23 protein-coding genes are annotated in these 18,494 nt (G+C 64.1%); 14 read left to right on the top strand and 9 right to left on the bottom strand.

The window, feature by feature from the left end; translation table 11 throughout:
* The first annotated feature begins 119 nt into the window (after positions 1–119).
* Positions 120–671, top strand: coding sequence for a DUF2269 family protein (locus FJ964_RS13605; protein WP_140550846.1), 552 nt, complete (start codon positions 120–122; stop codon positions 669–671).
* A gap of 21 nt (positions 672–692) precedes the next feature.
* Here FJ964_RS13605 and FJ964_RS13600 read toward each other — a convergent pair whose 3' ends face one another.
* The 3 genes from FJ964_RS13600 to FJ964_RS13590 form a co-directional block, all read right to left on the bottom strand.
* Positions 693–1,463, bottom strand: coding sequence for a sulfite exporter TauE/SafE family protein (locus tag FJ964_RS13600; RefSeq protein ID WP_140493196.1), 771 nt, complete (start codon positions 1,461–1,463; stop codon positions 693–695).
* A 117-nt stretch (positions 1,464–1,580) separates the two neighbouring features.
* On the bottom strand, positions 1,581–2,309 hold the full coding sequence (locus FJ964_RS13595) for a class I SAM-dependent methyltransferase (protein ID WP_140550845.1): 729 nt from the start codon (positions 2,307–2,309) through the stop codon (positions 1,581–1,583).
* Between the two features lie 87 nt (positions 2,310–2,396).
* The gene (locus FJ964_RS13590; RefSeq protein WP_140550844.1) at positions 2,397–2,837 is read right to left on the bottom strand and encodes an Lrp/AsnC family transcriptional regulator; all 441 of its coding nucleotides are present in this window, start codon (positions 2,835–2,837) and stop codon (positions 2,397–2,399) included.
* Between the two features lie 128 nt (positions 2,838–2,965).
* Here FJ964_RS13590 and FJ964_RS13585 point away from each other — a divergent pair, with 128 nt between their 5' ends.
* The 9 genes from FJ964_RS13585 to FJ964_RS13545 all read left to right on the top strand — a co-directional run bounded on the left by FJ964_RS13585 (position 2,966) and on the right by FJ964_RS13545 (position 10,894).
* On the top strand, positions 2,966–3,871 hold the full coding sequence (locus tag FJ964_RS13585) for a DMT family transporter (protein ID WP_140550843.1): 906 nt from the start codon (positions 2,966–2,968) through the stop codon (positions 3,869–3,871).
* Positions 3,872–4,001: 130 nt separating this feature from the next.
* Entirely contained in the window at positions 4,002–4,649 is a 648-nt protein-coding gene (locus tag FJ964_RS13580; protein ID WP_140550842.1) for a thiamine phosphate synthase, read from the top strand.
* A gap of 1 nt (position 4,650) precedes the next feature.
* Positions 4,651–5,691 (top strand): tetratricopeptide repeat protein, encoded by a 1,041-nt coding sequence (locus tag FJ964_RS13575; RefSeq protein ID WP_140550841.1) that lies wholly within the window; start codon positions 4,651–4,653, stop codon positions 5,689–5,691.
* A gap of 143 nt (positions 5,692–5,834) precedes the next feature.
* Positions 5,835–6,401: an elongation factor P gene (gene efp, locus FJ964_RS13570; protein WP_140493174.1), complete on the top strand. Its 567-nt coding sequence runs from the start codon at positions 5,835–5,837 to the stop codon at positions 6,399–6,401.
* An 86-nt stretch (positions 6,402–6,487) separates the two neighbouring features.
* Positions 6,488–7,288, top strand: coding sequence for an inositol monophosphatase family protein (locus FJ964_RS13565; protein WP_140550840.1), 801 nt, complete (start codon positions 6,488–6,490; stop codon positions 7,286–7,288).
* 81 nt (positions 7,289–7,369) lie between these two features.
* Positions 7,370–8,053 carry a hemolysin III family protein gene (locus tag FJ964_RS13560; RefSeq protein ID WP_140550839.1) on the top strand — a complete coding sequence of 228 codons (684 nt, stop codon included), beginning with the start codon at positions 7,370–7,372 and terminating at the stop codon, positions 8,051–8,053.
* Positions 8,054–8,158: 105 nt separating this feature from the next.
* On the top strand, positions 8,159–9,184 hold the full coding sequence (locus FJ964_RS13555; RefSeq protein WP_140550838.1) for a MotA/TolQ/ExbB proton channel family protein: 1,026 nt from the start codon (positions 8,159–8,161) through the stop codon (positions 9,182–9,184).
* Position 9,185: 1 nt separating this feature from the next.
* Positions 9,186–10,217 (top strand): peptidoglycan -binding protein, encoded by a 1,032-nt coding sequence (locus FJ964_RS13550; RefSeq protein WP_140550837.1) that lies wholly within the window; start codon positions 9,186–9,188, stop codon positions 10,215–10,217.
* A gap of 251 nt (positions 10,218–10,468) precedes the next feature.
* Positions 10,469–10,894: a hypothetical protein gene (locus FJ964_RS13545; RefSeq protein WP_140550836.1), complete on the top strand. Its 426-nt coding sequence runs from the start codon at positions 10,469–10,471 to the stop codon at positions 10,892–10,894.
* Between the two features lie 77 nt (positions 10,895–10,971).
* Here FJ964_RS13545 and FJ964_RS13540 read toward each other — a convergent pair whose 3' ends face one another.
* Positions 10,972–11,325 carry a DUF1304 domain-containing protein gene (locus tag FJ964_RS13540; RefSeq protein ID WP_140550835.1) on the bottom strand — a complete coding sequence of 118 codons (354 nt, stop codon included), beginning with the start codon at positions 11,323–11,325 and terminating at the stop codon, positions 10,972–10,974.
* A 143-nt stretch (positions 11,326–11,468) separates the two neighbouring features.
* Between FJ964_RS13540 and FJ964_RS13535 the strand changes: the two genes are divergently transcribed.
* Positions 11,469–12,956 (top strand): carboxypeptidase M32, encoded by a 1,488-nt coding sequence (locus tag FJ964_RS13535; RefSeq protein WP_140550834.1) that lies wholly within the window; start codon positions 11,469–11,471, stop codon positions 12,954–12,956.
* A gap of 19 nt (positions 12,957–12,975) precedes the next feature.
* Here the strand turns inward: FJ964_RS13535 and FJ964_RS13530 are convergent, their stop codons facing one another.
* The gene (locus tag FJ964_RS13530) at positions 12,976–14,775 is read right to left on the bottom strand and encodes an ABC transporter transmembrane domain-containing protein (RefSeq protein WP_140550833.1); all 1,800 of its coding nucleotides are present in this window, start codon (positions 14,773–14,775) and stop codon (positions 12,976–12,978) included.
* Positions 14,776–14,983: 208 nt separating this feature from the next.
* Here FJ964_RS13530 and rpmE point away from each other — a divergent pair, with 208 nt between their 5' ends.
* A complete protein-coding gene (gene rpmE / locus FJ964_RS13525; protein ID WP_006327661.1) occupies positions 14,984–15,205 on the top strand; it encodes a 50S ribosomal protein L31 in 222 nt (73 codons plus the stop codon).
* A gap of 73 nt (positions 15,206–15,278) precedes the next feature.
* Here the strand turns inward: rpmE and FJ964_RS13520 are convergent, their stop codons facing one another.
* Positions 15,279–15,935, bottom strand: coding sequence for a TetR/AcrR family transcriptional regulator (locus FJ964_RS13520; protein WP_140550832.1), 657 nt, complete (start codon positions 15,933–15,935; stop codon positions 15,279–15,281).
* 218 nt (positions 15,936–16,153) lie between these two features.
* On the opposite strand from FJ964_RS13520, the gene FJ964_RS13515 reads away from it, so the two are divergent.
* Both FJ964_RS13515 and FJ964_RS30970 read left to right on the top strand, forming a co-directional pair.
* The gene (locus FJ964_RS13515) at positions 16,154–16,633 is read left to right on the top strand and encodes a DUF1772 domain-containing protein (protein ID WP_140550831.1); all 480 of its coding nucleotides are present in this window, start codon (positions 16,154–16,156) and stop codon (positions 16,631–16,633) included.
* Positions 16,634–16,685: 52 nt separating this feature from the next.
* The gene (locus FJ964_RS30970) at positions 16,686–16,847 is read left to right on the top strand and encodes a hypothetical protein (RefSeq protein ID WP_181172467.1); all 162 of its coding nucleotides are present in this window, start codon (positions 16,686–16,688) and stop codon (positions 16,845–16,847) included.
* Between the two features lie 21 nt (positions 16,848–16,868).
* Here the strand turns inward: FJ964_RS30970 and FJ964_RS13510 are convergent, their stop codons facing one another.
* The 3 genes from FJ964_RS13510 to FJ964_RS13500 form a co-directional block, all read right to left on the bottom strand.
* A complete protein-coding gene (locus FJ964_RS13510; RefSeq protein ID WP_140550830.1) occupies positions 16,869–17,165 on the bottom strand; it encodes a SelT/SelW/SelH family protein in 297 nt (98 codons plus the stop codon).
* A gap of 13 nt (positions 17,166–17,178) precedes the next feature.
* Entirely contained in the window at positions 17,179–17,928 is a 750-nt protein-coding gene (locus FJ964_RS13505; protein ID WP_140493143.1) for a YebC/PmpR family DNA-binding transcriptional regulator, read from the bottom strand.
* A 211-nt stretch (positions 17,929–18,139) separates the two neighbouring features.
* Positions 18,140–18,463, bottom strand: coding sequence for a helix-turn-helix domain-containing protein (locus tag FJ964_RS13500; protein WP_140493140.1), 324 nt, complete (start codon positions 18,461–18,463; stop codon positions 18,140–18,142).
* Positions 18,464–18,494 lie beyond the last annotated feature (31 nt).

Genomic DNA, 18,494 nt, shown 5'->3' with positions numbered 1-18,494 from the left:
GAACTGGTTTTTTCACGACATCGTTCCGAAACAGGCGCGGCGATAAACGCTTGGCCATCGAAGCGGTGGGCGGGCGACGGCTCGCTTCCTTCGCTACATCGGGCACCGGGGAGACAGCCATGGATTGGTATTCGATCGTCAAATTGCTGCACATACTTTCGGCGACCCTGTGGGTCGGCGGCGGCTTCGCGCTGATGGTGCTGGCGACGCTTGCCGACCGCTCGGGAAACATCCAGGGAACGCTGCAGGCAATGCAGGCCACGGGCGAATTGGGAAACCGCTTCTTCGCGCCGATGTCGATGCTGACGCTGGCCTTCGGGCTGATCATGTGCTGGTTCTGGGTCGGCTTCTCGCAATTGTGGATCCTGATCGGTCTTGCCGGCTACGCCACCACCTTCTCGATCGGCATGTTTGTCTTCAAGCCGAGCGCCGACCGTATGGGCGCGATGATCGCCAGGGATGGCGTGACGCCGGCCGCCCTAGCCTATGGCCAGCGCATCCTGCGGGCGGCGCGCTTCGACTATGCGGTGATGCTGGTCATCATCGCCGACATGGTGCTGAAGCCGACCATCGACGACTTCACGGTCCTTGCCGCCATGGTGCTTGTGTTGGCGGCTGGCGCCACCCTGGCGCTCGGCCGGCCAAGGCGCATGGTGCCGGGCGTCGCCTGAGGCAGGCGAAAAAGGTCCCGGCTACATCAGGCCGGCGATCCCGTCCCACAGAAGCTTCACCGCGACGACGGCCACCGTCGCATAGGTGAAGGGATAGAATATCTCCGGACGCATGCGGCGCACCAGCCAGGCGCCGGCGATGGTGGATAGCGGCGCCAGCGGCATCAGCACCGCCGACGCGGTCAGATTGGTGCTGTCGAACTGGCCGAGCGCGAAATAGGGAACGAGCTTCAGCGCGTTGGTGGCGGCAAAGAAGATCGCCGCCGTGCCGGACAACACCTTCGGGTCAAGCCGGATCGGCAGCGCGTAGACCTGAAAGGGCGGGCCGCCGACATGGGCGACGAAGCTGGTGAAGCCGGCGACCGTGCCCCAGAGGGCCGCGGCGACGCGGTTGGGCTGCGCCGCATGGTCGGCGCCGTGGCGGTACTTCAGATAGAGCCAGCGCAGCACGAAAATGATGGCGACGGCGCCGACGATCAGCCGCACCGCCTCCTCGGTGACCAGTGCGGCCGTCAGCCAACCGAGACCGATGCCGATCACCGCGCCGGGCATCATGTCGACCAGCATCTTTCTGTTATAGACGCCCCACCACGTCCAGACCGAAACGATGTCCATCAGGCACAGGATGGGCAGCAGGATGGCCGCCGCTTGCACCGGCGGCATGGTCAGCGCCATCAGCGGCACGCCGACGAAACCGACCGCGCCGCCAAATCCGCCCTTGGACAGACCTACCAGAATGACCGCCGGGACGGCGGCCGCATAGAACCACGGATCGGAAAGCAGGCCTGACATGAAGGAGGGACTGGTCTGGAGGGAAAGCGCGTCAACGCCTGAATAGCCCAGATTCCTGAGCGGAGCGACAGCAAATATGGGTCTCGCCACAGCAAGGCCGGCCCATTCTGCTCTGATCTATCGCCGGGCCGAGACCAGCAGGAACATCGGCCGCTCGAGCTCTTCCGCCAGTTCGGGCTTGGCCGCGATCTGCGCGTCCGTCGGACGGAATTCCTCAACATGCTCGATGGTGAAGCCGCACCGGATCAGCGTGTTGAGCGTGGTGCCGATCGTGCGGTGATGTTTCACAACTCCCTTGGCCAGCCAGTCCGTCTTGCGCGGTCCCTCCACCAGATACCGGTCGACGGGCCATGTCTTGCGGCCTTCGGCATCGACAGACCAGCCGGGATGGGTCGGCGCCATATAGATCGGATGCTCCGTCGAGAAGACGAAATGCCCGCCGGGGACCAGGGACTGGTGGACGGTCTGGAACAGCCGCGCGGCATCGCTGACATAGTGCAGGGCAAACGAGCTGTAGGCGAGATCGAAAGCCGTCCGCGGCAGGCTGAGTTCATCTAGATCGGCGCGCTCGTAGACGATGCCGGCATCCGGGTCGGCGGCACGCGCCCGGGCGAGCATCTTTTCCGACAGGTCGAGACCCAGAACCTCCTTGGCCCCGTGTTCAAGAGCCCAGCGGCAGAACCAGCCGAAACCGCAACCAAGATCGACGATTCGCAAGCCGCCGACATCGGGAAGCATCGCGCGCAGCGCCGGCCACTCGGCGGCGCCCTCCAGCCCTTCGACGGACCGGCCGAGCTGGCTGTAGCCTGCGAAGAAATCCGGCTGATCGTAGACATTCTGCGCCATGTTCTTTCCTCGTTGTTCATATGCCTGACTGGCGGAGCCGGCACGCATTTCCACCACCGCCAGGCAGAGTCAAGAAACGCGGACCGGTCATGCGCCGAGCGGTGGCGGCCGCCGCCGGATCGGCTGCGCCTTGATGATGGCGGTGCTGGTCTCGGCCTTGTCGGCGATGCGATCGAGGATACCGTCAAGGTCGCCGATCGAACGCACGAACAGCCTGGCGACGAAGCAGTCGTCCCCCGTCACCTTGTCGCATTCGCCGAATTCGGCGATCTCCTCGATCAGCTTCTGGACGATGTGCAGCTTGCCCGGCAGCGGCTTGATGCGCACGATCGCCTGCAATGTGTAGCCGAGCGCCAGCGGGTCGATCTCGACGGTGAAAGCCCTGATCACGCCGCGCTCCTCGAGCCGCCTCAGCCGCTCCGAAACGCTCGGCGACGACAGCCCGACCTGGCCGGCCAGCTCCTTCAGCGAAGTCCGCGCATCCCTCACCAGGATTTCGAGGAGGCGTCGGTCGAGCTCGTCAAGCATTTTACATTCTCAGGATTTCTACAGCGATGCCTATTTAAATTAGGAGAAAAAAGCTTATCGCCTTTCTAGTTTCATGGAAACCCCCCGAGCCGCATGAGATTATGCCCGCAACGCTTCGGAGGTTTGCCGTGAACGATACAGTCCGTGGGACGATCGAAATGTCCGCCGCAATGGCGATCCTGGGAACGATCGGATGGTTCGTTGTCCTGTCCGGCCAGCCTATCATGGATGTGGTGTTCTGGCGCTGCGCTTTCGGCGCGGTGACGCTGCTCTTCATCTGCGCCGGCCTCGGCCTTTTGCGCGACAGGCTGTCGCTTCGTGTTTTCGCCATCGCGGCCCTCGGTGGCGCAGCCATCGTCGTCAACTGGCTGCTGCTGTTCAGCGCATTCTCGCGCGCGTCCATCTCGATCGCCACGGCCGTCTACAATACCCAGCCTTTCATGCTGGTCGGCTTCGGCGCGCTCTTCTTCGGCGAGCGGCTGACCCTGACGAAATTGACCTGGCTGGCAATCGCCTTCGCCGGCATGGTGCTGATCGTCGAGGCTGCCCCCGATGCCGGCGATGTCGGCACCAACTATTTCGCCGGCATCGTCATGGCGCTGGCCGCTGCCTTCTTCTGGGCCGTCGCTGCCATCCTCACCAAGAAGCTCAAGGGCACGCCGCCGCATCTCATCGCGTTCGTCCAGGTCTGTGTCGGCGTATTGATGCTGGCGCCCTTCGCCAATCTCTCGCATCTTCCGACCGACGCCTGGAGTTGGGCCATGCTGGCAACGCTCGGCATCGTCCACACCGGCCTGATGTACATCCTGATGTATGGCGCCATCCAGAAGCTGCCGACGCATCTGCAGGGATCGCTGTCCTTCATCTACCCGATCGTTGCGATCCTGGTCGACGTCACGGCATTCGGCCATCGCCTGCATCTCAGCCAGCTCGTCGGCGCCGTCGCCATCCTGATCGCGGCCGCCGGCATGAATCTCGGCTGGACATTGTGGAAGCCGAGGCCTGCCGCGGCAGGTCCGCAACCGATCGAGTAACGCCAATCGCCGGCGCCTCGGCGGTCAAAATAGCGATCCCGCCTGCCCGCCTGTTCAAAGCGGGCACTTTGCTCTATGCCGCAATCCAACCATCTTCGCCCGGCATAGGCGAAACCCGGGATCGAGTACCATGAACGAAGCAACGCCCCCCAATCGCTGCCGCATCGTGCTGATCGCGCCATCCGGCGTGCCGGCCGCCCATATTGTCTCGGCCTTCGACGGTGGCGATGTCGCCTCGCTGATCCTGCCGCAGAACGGCAGGGACGAAGCCTCCTTCCAGACCTTCGCCGCCGAAATCGTGCCGGCGGCACAGGCAGCCGGCATCGCGGTCGTCATTGCCGGCGATACGCGCATCGCCGGGCGTGTCCAGGCCGACGGCATCCACGTCGAGGTCTCCAAGGCCGAGCTTGCCGAGACGGTCGAGCATTTCCAGGCAAAAATGATGGTCGGCGCCGGCGGCGCCAAGACGCGTGATGACGCGCTCGAACTCGGCGAAGTCAGGCCCGACTACATTTTCTTCGGCCGCTTCGGTTACGACAACAAGCCCGATCCGCATCCGCGCAACCTGGCGCTGGGGCGATGGTGGGCGCAGATGATCCGGATCCCCTGCATCGTCATGGCCGGGTCGGAGCTCGCTTCGATCGAAACCGTCGCAGATACAGGCGCCGAGTTTGTCGCCCTGTCGAGCGCGGTGTTCGCCGACGGCGTCGATCCCAAAGCGGCGATCGCACAGGCCAATGCGCTGCTCGACGAAACCGCACCGCGCTTCGAGGACTGACATGTCTTCGGCAAGGCTTCCCCTTCAGGCCCTGCTTGCCGCGGTCATGATTCAGGCCGCTGCCGCCGAAACGATTCCTTCGCCGCACCCTAAGCCGAATGCCGGCGTGCATACCGACAAGCCGATCGAAAAGCAGTTGCCGCAGCCCGCCACCACCGCCGAGCCAGCGCCATTGCCTTCGGCCGACGCGATCAATCCCGACCGCTTCGGCGCCAAGCCGGCGGATGCGGCCTACGGCGCTTTCCAGCGCGGGCTCTACAAGACCGCCTACAACCTCGCGCTGGTGCGCGCGCAAAACGGCGACCCGGCGGCACAGACGCTGGTGGCCGAGATCCTGTCACGCGGACTGGGAGTGCCCCTCAACGCGGCCGAAGCGGCGAAATGGTACGCCGCCGCCGCCGAGCAAGGGGTTCCGGAATCGCAGTTCCAATATGCGCTGATGCTGCTCGACGGCCGCTACGTCAAAAAGGACGAAAAGGAAGCCTATGCACTAATGCAGGCCGCCGCCGAAGCGGGCAACCGGCTGGCGCAATTCAATTTCGCGCAAATGCTGGTCCAGCAGGACCCCGGCGACGCCGGCATCGCCAAGGCAGTGACCTATTACGAGCGCGCCGCGGCGACCGGCCTCGCCGATGCCCAGTATGCGATGTCGCAGATCTATGCCAACGGCGTAGGCGGCAAATCGCGCGACGACGCCCAGGCCCGGCGCCTGCTGGCTCAGGCCGCGCGGCAAAACTACGACACCGCGCAGCTCGACCTCGCCACCTGGATGATCGAGGGCCGCGGCGGCGGGCGTGATTTGAAATCCGCCTTCGGCTGGATGAAGCAGGCCGCCGAAGGCGGCAATGTCGCCGCCCAGAACCGCCTGGCGAAACTCTATATGCAAGGCATCGGCACCGAGCCGGACCTCGTGCTTGCCGGCGCCTGGTACATCGTCGCCCGCCGCGCCGGCCTAATCGACCCCGAGATGGACGATTTCCTGCAAGGGCTGAGCGACGACCAGACCAAGCAGGCTTTGCAGAAGGCAAACCGCCTGCCTTGATGGCGGTTGGCGAAATCGGCCGGCGCGTCGCCCCGTAACTCGGCCCATCCTGCCCCCTCCCTTGCCTCTTTGGGTGTTTTGTGGTCTTGGGGGCCCGAAATCGCTTGTCCCGCGAAAAAATCTCATTCCCGGATCACATCATCATGGCCAAGATCAACGGCAACGAAATCCGTCCCGGCTACGTCATCGAGCACGATGGCGGCCTGTGGGTGGCCGTCAAGACCAACACCGTCAAGCCGGGCAAGGGCGGCGCCTATAACCAGGTCGAATTGAAGAACCTCATCAACGGCACAAAGCTGAACGAGCGCTTCCGTTCGGCCGAGACGGTCGAGCAGATCCGGCTCGATCTCAAGGATTTCTCCTTTCTCTACGAGCAGGGCGACGCCCTGGTGTTCATGGACACCGAGAGCTACGAGCAGCTCGAGCTGGCGAAGGATTTCGTTGGCGACCGCGCCGCTTTCCTGCAGGATGGCATGATGGTGACGGTCCAGCTCTACGAGGAAAGGCCGATCGGCATTTCGCTCCCCGACCAGGTGACGCTGACCATCACCGAGGCGGACCCGGTGGTAAGGGGCCAGACGGCGGCCTCTTCCTACAAGCCCGCGGTGCTGGAAAACGGCATCCGCGTGTTGGTGCCGCCCTTCATCGGCGCGGGGGAGCGTATCGTCGTCGATACCAATGAAATCACTTATATGCGCCGCGCCGACTGATGCAGGTCGCCCAAAAGTGGCCCCGGTTTTGGGTCACCGACACGCATCAGGATAAAGGTTAAAGCGCGGCAGCAGGAAGAGTTACGATGGCACGCTCAGCCCTTCTCAACGTCATGGTCCAAGCCGCAATGAAGGCCGGCCGCTCGCTGTCACGCGATTTCGGCGAGGTCCAGAACCTGCAGGTCTCGATGAAGGGGCCGGGCGACTATGTCAGCCAGGCCGACCGCAAGGCCGAGGACATTGTCTTTGCCGAACTGTCGAAGGCGCGGCCCGGTTACGGCTTCCTGATGGAAGAGCGCGGCACGATCGCCGGCGATGACAGCCAGCACCGCTGGATCGTCGATCCGCTCGACGGCACCACCAATTTCCTGCACGGCATTCCGCTTTTCGCTGTCTCGATCGCGCTCGAGCGCCAGGGCCAGATCGTGGCCGGCGTGATCTACAACCCGGCCATGGACGAGCTCTATACGACCGAACGCGGCGGCGGCGCTTTCATGAACGATCGCCGCCTGCGTGTCGCCGGCCGCACCAAGCTCGTCGACGCCGTCATCGGCTGCGGGGTGCCGCATCTGGGGCGTGGCCAGCATGGCAACTTCCTGATCGAATTACGCAATGTCATGGCCGAGGTTTCCGGCGTCCGGCGCCTGGGTTCGGCCTCGCTCGATCTCGCTTACGTCGCCGCCGGCCGCATGGACGGGTTCTGGGAAGTCGGCCTGTCGGCCTGGGACATCGCCGCCGGCCTGCTCTTGATCCGCGAAGCGGGCGGCTTCGCCTCCGACATGGACGGCGGACAGGACATGCTCGACAACGGCTCGGTCGTCGCCGGCAATGAGACCATCCAGCGCGCCCTCCTGAAAACCGTGAAAAAACCGTTCGCGCCGCGCTGAAGCGCCGCAGTCGTAAAACCGCCAACAAAGCTTGAAATACTATCCGGCGATTGCCCAGATACGGGTGACGCAGGACGATCTATGACGAATACACCGGAGCTCGACATTCCCTTCGTCGGACGCTGGCATTACTCGCGTGCCGAGATGATCGCGGACGGCATTGTCCATGCCGTCGGCATCGTGCTGGCGATCGCGGCCGGTTCGGCGCTGCTGGCGCTGGCCGCTTTCCGGGTCGGACCGGGAGAATACATCGCCGCCGCCTTTTATGTCGTGTCGCTGCTCACCGTCTTGTCGGTGTCGCTGACCTACAATCTATGGCCGGTGACCTCGCCGGTGAAATGGATCTTGCGGCGTTTCGACCACGCCGCGATCTATCTGCTGATCGCCGCCACCTACACGCCCTTTCTCGCGCAGCTCGACGGCTCGGCGCTGGCCCGCTGGATGATCGTCCTGGTCTGGACCGCGGCCGTTATCGGCATCGCCATAAAGGTGTTTTTCCCGGGCCGCTTCGACCGGCTGGCGATCGTCTTCTATCTTGCCATCGGCTGGAGCGGCATCGTCCTGGTCGAGCCGCTCGTCGCCACCTTGCCGACGACGGCGATCGTACTCATCGTTGCCGGCGGCATCGTCTATTCCTGCGGCGTCATCTTCTTCGCCTGGAAGGGGCTGCGCTTTCACAACGCGTTATGGCATGGTTTCGTGGTCACCGGCGCCGGCCTGCATCTGGCGGCGATGGTCGATTGCCTGGTCATCAACCGTCTCTGATACTGCTCGCGGCAATATTGCCAAGCACCATTCAATTTGGTCACAATTCCGTTTAGAGTCGCCGACGACGTGATCGGCGGCAGCGGCATCGGAAACGGGGCACGGATGGCTTTTCTCAGATCCTTCGGCATGGGCAGGCGCTCCGACGTGCTGATCTACGACCCACATAAATTGTCGAGCCCGCAGGTCTTCCTGCTGACCATGGTCATCTTCCTGGCCATCGTCGCCTTCATCGCAGCGATCCTGACCCGGCAGATCTCGACCGCCTTCGTCACCAATCCGGGGCTCAACGGCCTGATCATCGGCGTGCTTGCCGTCGGCATTCTTTTGGCTTTCGTCCAGGTCGGGCGGCTGTTTCGCGAAGTGCGCTGGGTCAATTCGTTCCGCGCCGGCTCCGAGATCACCGAACCGGTGCTGCTGGCGCCGATGAAGGCGATGATCGGCCGCTCCGCGAGCATGGCCTTCTCAACGAGTTCGATGCGCACCATGCTCGATTCCATCGCCACGCGTCTCGATGAAAGCCGCGACACGTCGCGCTACCTCGTGGGCCTCCTAGTGTTCCTTGGCCTGCTCGGCACCTTCTGGGGCCTGCTGAACACGATCGGCTCCATCCGCGAGACAATCGAATCGCTCGATCCCGGCACGGGCGACGCGGCCGCTGTGCTGGATTCACTGAAGCAAGGGCTCTCGGCGCCTCTCTCCGGCATGGGCACGGCCTTCTCATCCTCGCTGTTCGGCCTGTCCGGCTCGCTCGTGCTCGGTTTCCTCGACCTGCAGGCCGGCCGCGCCCAGACGCGCTTCTACACCGAGCTGGAGAACTGGCTATCCTCGGTCACCGACCTGTCGTCCGATATCGTCGTCTCCGACGCGGTCCGGACCGAGCCTTCCGACGAAATCCGCCTGTTGTCGGAGCGGCTGCGCAGCATGCAGGAGAATGGCGGCGGCTCCAACCCGCGCGTCGCCACCGCCATGGCCAATCTCGCCGACGGCATTTCCGGCCTGGTCAAGAACATGCGCTCCGAGCAGCAGATCATGCGCGACTGGGTCGAAGCGCAGTCGGATGAACAAAAGGCGATGCGCAACACGCTGGAAAAGATCGCCGACGCCCTGAAGAAGACCGGGGTGCACTAGCATGGCGCTCGCCAGGAGTCGGCGCGCCGACCGCCGTATCGACTATTGGCCTGGCTTCGTCGACGCACTGTCGACGCTGCTTCTGGCCATCATGTTCCTGCTCACCGTCTTCGTGTTGGCGCAGTTTCTGCTCGGTCGCGAAATCTCCGGCAAGGACACGGTGCTCAACCGCCTCAACTCGCAGATCAACGAACTGACGCAGCTTCTGGCGCTGGAGCGCTCGACAGCGCAGGATAAGGAGGATTCGCTCGCCAATCTGCAGGCATCGCTGTCCGCGGCGGAAGCGGAGAAGAGCCGTCTCCAGCAGTTGCTGGCGCAAGGTGCGGGCGCCGGCGACGCGGCCAACCAGCGCGCGGCGGCGTTGACGGGCGAGCTCGACAGCCAGCGTCAGATCAGCCAGCAGGCGCTGAGCCAGGTCGAGATCCTCAACCAGCAGATCGCGGCGCTGCGCAAGCAGATCGGCGCGCTCGAGGACGCGCTCAACGTCTCCGAGGCCCGCGACCGCGATTCCAACACCAAGATCGCCGATCTCGGCCGCCGCCTCAACGTGGCGCTGGCGCAGCGCGTGCAGGAGCTCAACCGCTACCGCTCCGACTTCTTCGGCCGCCTGCGCGAGATCCTCGCCGACCGCGAGAACATCCGCATCGTCGGCGACCGCTTCGTCTTCCAGTCGGAAGTGTTGTTTCCGACCGGCTCGGAGGTGATCAACGATGCAGGCAAGATCGAGATGAAGAAACTCGCCGACGCCATAATCGAATTGCAGAAGGAGATTCCGCCCGAGATCAACTGGGTGCTGCGCGTCGATGGCCATACCGATAACAAGCCGCTTTCCGGCACCGGCCGCTATCGCGACAATTGGGAGCTGTCGACGGCGCGCTCGACCTCCGTGGTGAAGTTCCTGATCGAGAACGGCGTGCCGGCCAACCGGCTGGTCGCCGCCGGCTTCGGCGAGTTCCAGCCGCTCGACCCCGCCGACACCGAAGAGGCGCGCAACAAGAACCGCCGGATCGAACTGAAGCTCACCGAACGGTGATCCATCATCACGCGATCTCACGCGAATTTGTTCGCCGGCTCAACTCTAGGGCGCAGTTGCGCACCGGCAAGGCCTGAAAAGATTATCTTTTTTTAATTACACTTCGCCACGGAGCGCTCCTAGCGTGTCGCGCAGGGCCGAGAACCGCCGGCGATGCCTCCCATCGCGACGCGACGGAACTGGACGGCCCGCATCGTCCGGAAGCGGAACGGCAGAGCCGTTCTTTTCCGCAGCAAAAAGGAGGCGCCGTCATGCGCTCTTCAGCATCTGTCAAGACTGCAACCCTTGCCGCGATTCTTGTCGCCGCCCCGCTTGCCGGCGCCTACGCCGCGGGTCACCACAGGGGCGCGCTCGACGCGACCGACCCGACCGACATGACCGGCCCGCGTGTAGAGGCTCTCATTGAACAGGTTCAAGGCGTCCATCAGGGCATAATCACCGCCAGACAAGCCAACCACATCACCCCGGCCGTGGCGGAGCGCCTGGAAATGCGCACCGCCCGCATAAGTCAGGCGGCCGAGAAGATAGCCTCGTCGGATCACGGCAGGATACCGGCCGCACAATATCATGACCTGCTGCGCCGTCTCGACAATGTCGACCAGCGGCTGAGGGTCGACATCGGTAGCGGCTTCCTGATGGGCGACGGCGCCGACGGCGGGAACTATCCGAACGGCTGAGGCCATTCTGATCGCGGCCCTGGAGGAAGGGACCACCTGGCGTCTACGGAGCCCAATCTCGCAGGCGCCTCTTTTCCTCACCAGCCGAGCCAGACCGCGACCAAGGCAGCCGCTGCCGGCGCGGCCTGCACGAACAGGATCTTGCGACCGACCGTTGCCGCCCCGTAGAGCCCGGCAACGGCCACGCAGAGCAGGAAGAAAACCTTGACCTGGAAACCGGCCGTGCCGAGGCAGAGGGCCCAGATCAGGCCGGCGACGAGAAAGCCGTTGTAGAGACCCTGATTGGCGGCAAGCACCTTCGAGGCGCTGGCGAATTCCGGCGTCAGCCGGAATGTCTTGTGCCCGCGCGGCGTGTCCCAGAGCACCATCTCCAGATAGACGATGTAGACATGGATCAAAGCCACCAGCCCGACCAGGATGTTGCCGATCATCGTATTCCCTCGTGATGTATCGTCGGGCAGCATTTCACGCGTCGGCTCGCCAGCGCAAGGCGCATCTACCGGACGGCGCGTGAGGGTTGCAAACGCTCAGGCGTTGGTATCTTTTCGCCCCGTCCCCAATCACGGAAGCCGCCATGTCCTTTCAAAAACTCGATGACCTCGGCCACAAGCTCGAAGCCCTGGAGCACGCGCTGGCTATCCTCGGGGCCGATGAAGCGACCCACATGGCCGTCGGCGGCGGCGAGAAGCGCGCCGAGGCCATGGCGGCACTTGCCGGCATGTACCACACCAGGGCGACCGCGCCGGAAATAGCGGACTGGATCGCCGCCGCCGAAGGCGAGGCGCTTGACGATGAACAGCGGGCGGCGCTGGCCGAACTGCGGCGGCAATACACCAACCTGACCTGCCTGCCGGTCGAATTCGTCGAACGCCAGACGACCGCGCGCATGCGCTGCGAGCAGCTGTGGCGCGACCTGCGGGCCAAGAACGACTGGGCGGGCTTCCTGCCCGCGCTTGAGGGCGTGGTGGCGCTGGTGCGCGAAGAGGCGGCCCTGCGCGCCGACATCCTCGGCCTCGCCCCCTACGACGCGCTGATGGAGCAGTACGATCCCGGCAACCGCGCCGCGGATATCACGCCTGTCTTCACCGAGCTGAAGACATTTCTCAGGGGTTTCGTGCCGGAAGCATTGGCGGTGCAGGAAGCGCGGCTGCGCAAGCACCCTCTGAAGCCGCTTTCGGGAACCTACGCGGTCGACAGGCAGCGCGAACTCGGCCTCGCCATGATGACGGCGGTCGGCTTCGACCTGACGCACGGCTCGCTGTCGGTGTCGCACCATCCGTTCTGCGGCGGTGTGCCGAGCGACGTGCGCATCACCACGCGCTACAAGACGTCCGATTTCCTGTCGGCGCTGATGGGCGTGCTGCACGAGACCGGCCATGCACTCTACGAGCAGAACCTGCCGAAGGCGTGGTCGCACTGGCCGCTCGGCAAGGCGCGCGGCATGGCCGTGCATGAAAGCCAGAGCCTGTTCGTCGAGAAGCAGATCGGGCGCAATCCCGCCTTCTGGCGTTGGGCATTGCCGGTCGTGGAAAAGCATCTCGGCGAAGCCTGGTCGCTCGACGACATCCTGCCGCATGTCCACCATGTCGAACGCGGCCTGATCCGTGTCGATGCCGACGAGGTGACGTACCCGCTGCATGTCATCCTGCGCTACGAACTGGAGCAGGAGCTCGTCTCCGGCGGGCTCGAGGTGGCCGAGCTGCCCGAGGCTTGGGACGCCAGGATGCGCGATTATCTCGGCCTCTCAACCATCGACAACCCCGCGGACGGGCCGATGCAGGACGTGCATTGGCCTGCCGCCGCCTTCGGCTACTTTCCCTCCTACACGCTGGGCGCGATGATGGCGGCCCAGCAATGGGCGGCGTTGACGCGGGAGCATCCGTCGGCCGATGACGATCTTGCCAGGGGAAATTTCGATGCCATCAACGGCTGGCGCCGCAAGAACATATGGTTGCAGGGATCGCGCTGGTCGACGCCCGACCTGCTCGAACGCGCCACCGGTGAAAAGCTCAACGCCGTGTATTTCACCGACCATCTACGCAAACGCTATGGAGCCGCGTGAGCAACGCCGGGGTGGCTGACTACTCAGCCGCACCCCTGAAGGCGCTGGCGCCGGTCTCGAACTGCAGCTTGGCGAGCCGGGCATAGATGCCGCCCTTGGTGACCAGGCTCTGATGCGTGCCTTCCTCGACGATACGGCCGCCATCCATGACCAGGATGCGGTCGGCCTTCAGCACCGTCGCCAGGCGGTGCGCGATAACGATCGTGGTGCGGCCCCGCATCAGCCGCTCCAGCGCCATTTGCACCAGCGTCTCGCTTTCGGCGTCGAGTGCCGAGGTCGCCTCGTCGAGCAACAGGATCGGCGCGTCGCGCAGGATGGCGCGCGCGATCGCCACCCGCTGGCGTTGCCCGCCCGACAGCGTCACACCGCGCTCGCCGACCTGGCTGTCATAGCCCTTCTCGAGCTTGAGGATGAATTCGTCGGCAAGCGCGTCCTTTGCCGCCGCTTCGATCTCCGACTCGCTGGCGCCCGGCCGGCCGAAGCCGATATTGTCGCGCGCGCTGGCCGCGAAGATGGTGACGTCCTGCGGCACGATGGCGATGCGCTGCCGTATCGAAAGGGGGGCGGCTTCGCGGATGTCGACGCCGTCGATCAGGATCCTGCCGGTCTCTGGATCGTAGAAGCGCAGGATCAGCGAGAACACCGTGCTCTTGCCCGCTCCCGAGGGACCGACGATCGCCACCGTCTCGCCCGGCTTGACCGAGAAGCTCAGGCCGTGGACGGCGGCGCGGTCGGGCCGGGCCGGGTAGGAGAAGGACACGGCCTCGAAGCTGATCGCTCCCTTGCTCGCCACCGGCAGCGGCCTGGGATTGGCAGGCGCCACGATCGCCGGCTCCTCGGCCAGGATTTCCGTCAGCCGTTCGGCGGCACCTGCTGCCTGGGCCAATTCGCCCCAGACCTCCGACAGCGCGCCGAGCGCACCGGCGGCGAATACCGAATAGAGCAGGAACTGGCCGAGCGTGCCCGGCGACAGATTGCCGTCCAGCACGTCGCGCGAGCCGAACCACAGCACCGCCACGACCGAGGAGAAAATCGTGAAGATGGCGAAGAAGGTGAGGAACGAGCGCGCGAAGATCGAGGCGCGCGCGGCCTCGAAGGCGGCCTCCACCGCACCCGAAAAACGCCCGGTGACCAGCGTCTCATTGGTGAAGGCCTGCAATGTGCGCACCGCGCCGATCTGCTCGCTGGCATAGGCGGTGGCATCGGCCAGCGTGTCCTGCGCCTGCCTTGACTTGCGCCGCACCGAGCGGCCGAAGGCGACCAGCGGCAGCACGATGATTGGAATGGCTGCGATGACCAGACCGGACAGTTTCGGGCTGGTGAAAACCATCATCGCGACCGCGCCGAGGCCAAGGATGACATTGCGCAGGGCCACCGAAGCGGTCGCCCCGACCGCCGATTTGACCTGCGTGGTGTCGGCGGCGAGCCGCGACACGATTTCGCCCGACTGGGCAGTGTCGAAGAAGGCCGGCGACAGTTTCGTCACATGGGCAAAGACATCGCGCCTGATATCGGCGACGACACGCTCGCCGAGCGTGATGACGAAATAGTAGCGGCCCGCCGATGCCGCCGCCAGCAGCGCGGCCATCGCCACCAGCGCGGCGAAATATTCGGCGATGAAGGAGGAACCGGACGGCGTGAAACCATGATCGATCATGCGCCGTACCGCCAGCGGCAGCGCCAGCGTCGTCACCGCCGCGACGATCAGCGAGATGACGGCGCCCGCCACCAATGTGCGGTAGCGGCCGATGTAGGGAAACAGGCGCCTGAGCGGCTTGAGCGAGCGCCGGCGCTCGTCTGCGCTGCTGGTTTGCGCCATCCTGGTCTTTCCTCTTGGCCGCCTTCAGCTATGCGCCTCAATATGCGCTTGCCGCGGCCTTGTGATTCAATTCCGGCTGATGTATAGGCTCGCCGACCGTTTTAGAAGCCGTGGCTCCTCAATAGCTGCGGCTTCGAGTTTTAAAAAGGGGCGCATCGACGCAGGCTTTCAGCCCGTCAGCCGCGCCCGGCAAGCCAGGAACCGCGCCATGAAGACCGATATCCATCCCGACTACCACACCATCAAGGTCGTCATGACCGACGGCACCGAGTACATGACCCGTTCGACCTGGGGCAAGGAAGGCGATACGATGAACCTCGACATCGACCCGACCACGCACCCGGCCTGGACCGGCGGCCAGCAGACCCTGCTCGATCGCGGCGGCCGCCTGTCGAAGTTCAAGAAGCGCTTCGAAGGTTTCGGCCTCTAGGCCTCATCAGCTTTTCGCAGACCAGAGAACCCGCCCTCGTGGCGGGTTTTTTGTGACCAGCTAGATACTCAGGCTAGCGCGCTGCCCGTGCATCCTGTTCCGCCAGCAATTCCCGGAGCGCCATGCGCTTATAGGCGGCGACCAGCCGGTCGCCCTCCTGGCGCTCGACCGAGATCGCCAGCCGCATGGCGGCCTCGCCCATCTGCCAGACGAGAAACGCCGTCGTCTCCAGCGCGATGCCATCGGCATCGGGCCGCAGGCGTTTGAGCGTCGCGGTGAGAAATTCGGCGTTCGCACGGCTGTCGGCGAGCTCCAGTTCGCGCAGCGCCTTGTCAGCCTGCGTGCCCGACCAGATATCGCGCATTACCGGCTCGGCGAGAAACAGACGGTAGTAAATGTCCACCAGCTCCGAGAACGCCCGCCGAAGGCCCTCGGCGTCGCCGACGTCCTTGAGCGCGGCTGAAATGCAGGCCTGGCTCTCGGCGGTGTAGCGCTCGGCCAGCGCCCAGACGATCGCCCGCTTGTCGGGAAAGAACTGGTAGAGCGAGCCGATCGACACCCCAGCCCGCTCCGCCACCTCGCCCATGCGCATGGCATCGCTGCCTTGCTCGGCAATCAGCGCCGAGGCGGCGGCGAGCATGCGCTCGACCCGTTCACGGCTGCGCTGCTGGCTCGGCGCGCGGCGTGGCGTGGCGACCTGTTCCTGTGGGGACGTGGCGGCTTTTTCCATGGCTCTTCAACAGACACCGGCGGCAATGCCACCCAGAAATGACTTGACTCGCAAAATACGAGGGTTTATCACGTTTTGCAAATATGAGGATTTCTCATGTTCTGAAAGAAGCAGACGGGTAATGATTTGAAGGCGTCGAACAGGTGCCCGGCCACCCCCCAAACTTTTCCGCCCATTGCAAACTGAAACAGCCGCAACCGGCATCTGGAGCAACTGACATGATCGCGAAACTACTCCCCAGCCTCATCTTCATCGCCGCTATCGGCTCGGGCGTTGTCGGCGGCGTGTTCTTCGCCTTTTCCAATTTCGTCATGCCGGCAATGGCTCGCCTGCCTGCGTCGGGCGGCATCGCCGCCATGAACTCGATCAACGTCACCGTCATCACGCCGTTGTTCATGACCGCCTTGTTCGGCACCGGCCTGATCTGCCTTGTCTTGATCGCCGGCGCCATCATAGGCTGGCACCAGCCAGGCTCCGTCTGGCTGCTGGCCGGCGCAGTCATCTATCTCGTCGGCAACCCGATCGTGACGATGGTTTTCAACGTACCGCTCAACGACGCGCTGGCCGCCGTCGATCCGGCGAGCAGCAACGGCGCTGCTGTATGGACCACCTACCTCAGGGACTGGGTGATGTGGAACCACGTGCGCACGGTCACCGCCATCGCCGCGCTGGCATCCTTCTGGTTCGCCGCGCGTTGACTCGGCATCGAGGCCGCCGAAGGCTCCTATAATGTTTGTCGGGAGAAGAGCCGTGAACGACCCGTATTCCATCATGGCCTTGGGCATTGCCGCGGGGGTCGGCCTCGGCGCTGTCTTTGGCGCGGCGATGGACGACCCTGCCGTCGGCATCGGCATGGGCATAGCAATCGGTGCCGGGATCGGCGCGATCTTCGGGCAGAGGCGAGGAAAATGACGTCCTGCTTTGCGGGAAGCCTCAGCTCTTCGCCTTGCGGTCGGCATGACCGAGATCGCGGTCCGGGTCGATGGCGTCGCGCACCAGTTGCTTGAGTTTTGCCGCATCCGGAAAGCCGCCGTCGCGCTTGCGGTCCCAGACCAGCACCTCGTTGCAGGATATGGTGAAGATGCCGCCGGTGCCAGGCACCAGCGTTACCTCGCCGAGATCGACGCCGAACGTCGACAGCAGTTCCTGCGCCATCCAGCCGGCACGCAGCAGCCACTGGCACTGCGTGCAATAGGTGATGCGGATGGTGGGCAGCGGTTTTTCGGTCATGTCAGGCTTTTGCTCACGCAGCGCTGAGCTTGGCCATGGTCTCCTCGTCGACCTCGAAATTGGCGTAGACGCTTTGAACGTCGTCGTCGTCCTCGAGCGTGGCGACCAGCTTCATCAGCGACTGGGCGCGTTCTTCATCGACCGGAACATTGTTCTGCGGTTTCCAGATCGGCTTCACCGATTCCGCCTCGCCGAGAGAGGCTTCCAGTGCCTTCGACACCTCGCCGAGGTTTTCGAAGGCACAATAGATGGTGTGACCTTCCTCGTCCGACTCCACGTCATCGGCGCCGGCTTCGATCGCTGCGTCCATGACCTTGTCGGCGCTGCCGGCCGATGCCGGATAATAGATCTCGCCCACCCGATCCCACATGAACGACACCGAGCCGGTTTCACCCATCGCCCCACCGGCCTTGGTAAAGGCGGCGCGCACATTCGAAGCCGAGCGGTTGCGATTGTCGGTCAGCGCCTCGACGATCACGGCGACGCCGCCGGGACCGTAGCCCTCGTAACGCACGGCTTCGTAGTTCTCGGCATCACCCATCGAGGCCTTGTTGATGGCGCGCTGGATGTTGTCCTTCGGCATCGACACCGCCTTGGCGTTCTGCACGGCAAGGCGCAGGCGCGGATTCATCGACGGATCGGGCGTCCCGCTCTTGGCCGCGACCGTGATTTCGCGCGCCAGCTTGGAAAACATTTTCGACCGCACCGCGTCCTGACGGCCCTTGCGGTGCATGATGTTCTTGAACTGTGAATGGCCAGCCATGGCACCCCTGTCGTGTTCGGCTAGAGCATTCCGCGGCGAGATGCATGAGCCCGCCTTCCGCAAAATGCCCTGATACAAATGTCAGAACGTCCCTGCTGCGTCCGAATGGACGTACGGCGCTCTTTGTCGGAATGGCCGGCTTATAGATAAATCGGCTCAATTCGTCCAGCCGCGCCGCGCATTGCCATGCATGGCAAGCCGTGACGGCTGTTCACCCCTCCAGATCGGACTTCAGCCGGTCGATGATGCTAAGCGCATGGCCGGCGTACTGGCTGATCCAGCGGTCGTGAATCTGCTTGATCGGCAGTGCGTTGAGGTGGTTCCAGCGTTCGCGCCCCTCGCGCCGTGCCACAATGAGATCAGCCTCTTCCAGCACTTTGAGATGCAGCATTACGGTGCAGCGGTCGACATCGGAAAATGCCTCGCACAGCATGCCGGTCGTCTTTGGTGCGTCCTTCAGCAAATCCAGCATCTCGCGCCGGCGCGGATGCGCCAGCGCCTTGAAAACATTGTCGTCTTGCGATCGGCTTGACATGTTATGTTTCTATAACATATCATTGTATCAA

The sequence above is a fragment of the Mesorhizobium sp. B2-3-2 genome, from assembly GCF_006442295.1.
Lineage (GTDB): Bacteria > Pseudomonadota > Alphaproteobacteria > Rhizobiales > Rhizobiaceae > Mesorhizobium.
The sequence above is the reverse complement of the archived record's forward strand: the minus strand, read 5'-3'. Positions and strand labels throughout refer to the sequence as shown.

Bases quoted from the DNA above. Each gene is read 5' to 3' on its own strand.
- FJ964_RS13605 (WP_140550846.1), top strand. From the start codon at position 120: ATGGATTGGTATTCGATCGTCAAATTGCTGCACATACTTTCGGCGACC.
- FJ964_RS13600 (WP_140493196.1), bottom strand. From the start codon at position 1,463: ATGTCAGGCCTGCTTTCCGATCCGTGGTTCTATGCGGCCGCCGTCCCG.
- FJ964_RS13595 (WP_140550845.1), bottom strand. From the start codon at position 2,309: ATGGCGCAGAATGTCTACGATCAGCCGGATTTCTTCGCAGGCTACAGC.
- FJ964_RS13590 (WP_140550844.1), bottom strand. From the start codon at position 2,837: ATGCTTGACGAGCTCGACCGACGCCTCCTCGAAATCCTGGTGAGGGAT.
- FJ964_RS13580 (WP_140550842.1), top strand. From the start codon at position 4,002: ATGAACGAAGCAACGCCCCCCAATCGCTGCCGCATCGTGCTGATCGCG.
- FJ964_RS13575 (WP_140550841.1), top strand. From the start codon at position 4,651: ATGTCTTCGGCAAGGCTTCCCCTTCAGGCCCTGCTTGCCGCGGTCATG.
- efp (WP_140493174.1), top strand. From the start codon at position 5,835: ATGGCCAAGATCAACGGCAACGAAATCCGTCCCGGCTACGTCATCGAG.
- FJ964_RS13565 (WP_140550840.1), top strand. From the start codon at position 6,488: ATGGCACGCTCAGCCCTTCTCAACGTCATGGTCCAAGCCGCAATGAAG.
- FJ964_RS13560 (WP_140550839.1), top strand. From the start codon at position 7,370: ATGACGAATACACCGGAGCTCGACATTCCCTTCGTCGGACGCTGGCAT.
- FJ964_RS13555 (WP_140550838.1), top strand. From the start codon at position 8,159: ATGGCTTTTCTCAGATCCTTCGGCATGGGCAGGCGCTCCGACGTGCTG.
- FJ964_RS13550 (WP_140550837.1), top strand. From the start codon at position 9,186: ATGGCGCTCGCCAGGAGTCGGCGCGCCGACCGCCGTATCGACTATTGG.
- FJ964_RS13545 (WP_140550836.1), top strand. From the start codon at position 10,469: ATGCGCTCTTCAGCATCTGTCAAGACTGCAACCCTTGCCGCGATTCTT.
- FJ964_RS13540 (WP_140550835.1), bottom strand. From the start codon at position 11,325: ATGATCGGCAACATCCTGGTCGGGCTGGTGGCTTTGATCCATGTCTAC.
- FJ964_RS13535 (WP_140550834.1), top strand. From the start codon at position 11,469: ATGTCCTTTCAAAAACTCGATGACCTCGGCCACAAGCTCGAAGCCCTG.
- FJ964_RS13530 (WP_140550833.1), bottom strand. From the start codon at position 14,775: ATGGCGCAAACCAGCAGCGCAGACGAGCGCCGGCGCTCGCTCAAGCCG.
- rpmE (WP_006327661.1), top strand. From the start codon at position 14,984: ATGAAGACCGATATCCATCCCGACTACCACACCATCAAGGTCGTCATG.
- FJ964_RS13520 (WP_140550832.1), bottom strand. From the start codon at position 15,935: ATGGAAAAAGCCGCCACGTCCCCACAGGAACAGGTCGCCACGCCACGC.
- FJ964_RS13515 (WP_140550831.1), top strand. From the start codon at position 16,154: ATGATCGCGAAACTACTCCCCAGCCTCATCTTCATCGCCGCTATCGGC.
- FJ964_RS13510 (WP_140550830.1), bottom strand. From the start codon at position 17,165: ATGACCGAAAAACCGCTGCCCACCATCCGCATCACCTATTGCACGCAG.
- FJ964_RS13505 (WP_140493143.1), bottom strand. From the start codon at position 17,928: ATGGCTGGCCATTCACAGTTCAAGAACATCATGCACCGCAAGGGCCGT.
- FJ964_RS13500 (WP_140493140.1), bottom strand. From the start codon at position 18,463: ATGTCAAGCCGATCGCAAGACGACAATGTTTTCAAGGCGCTGGCGCAT.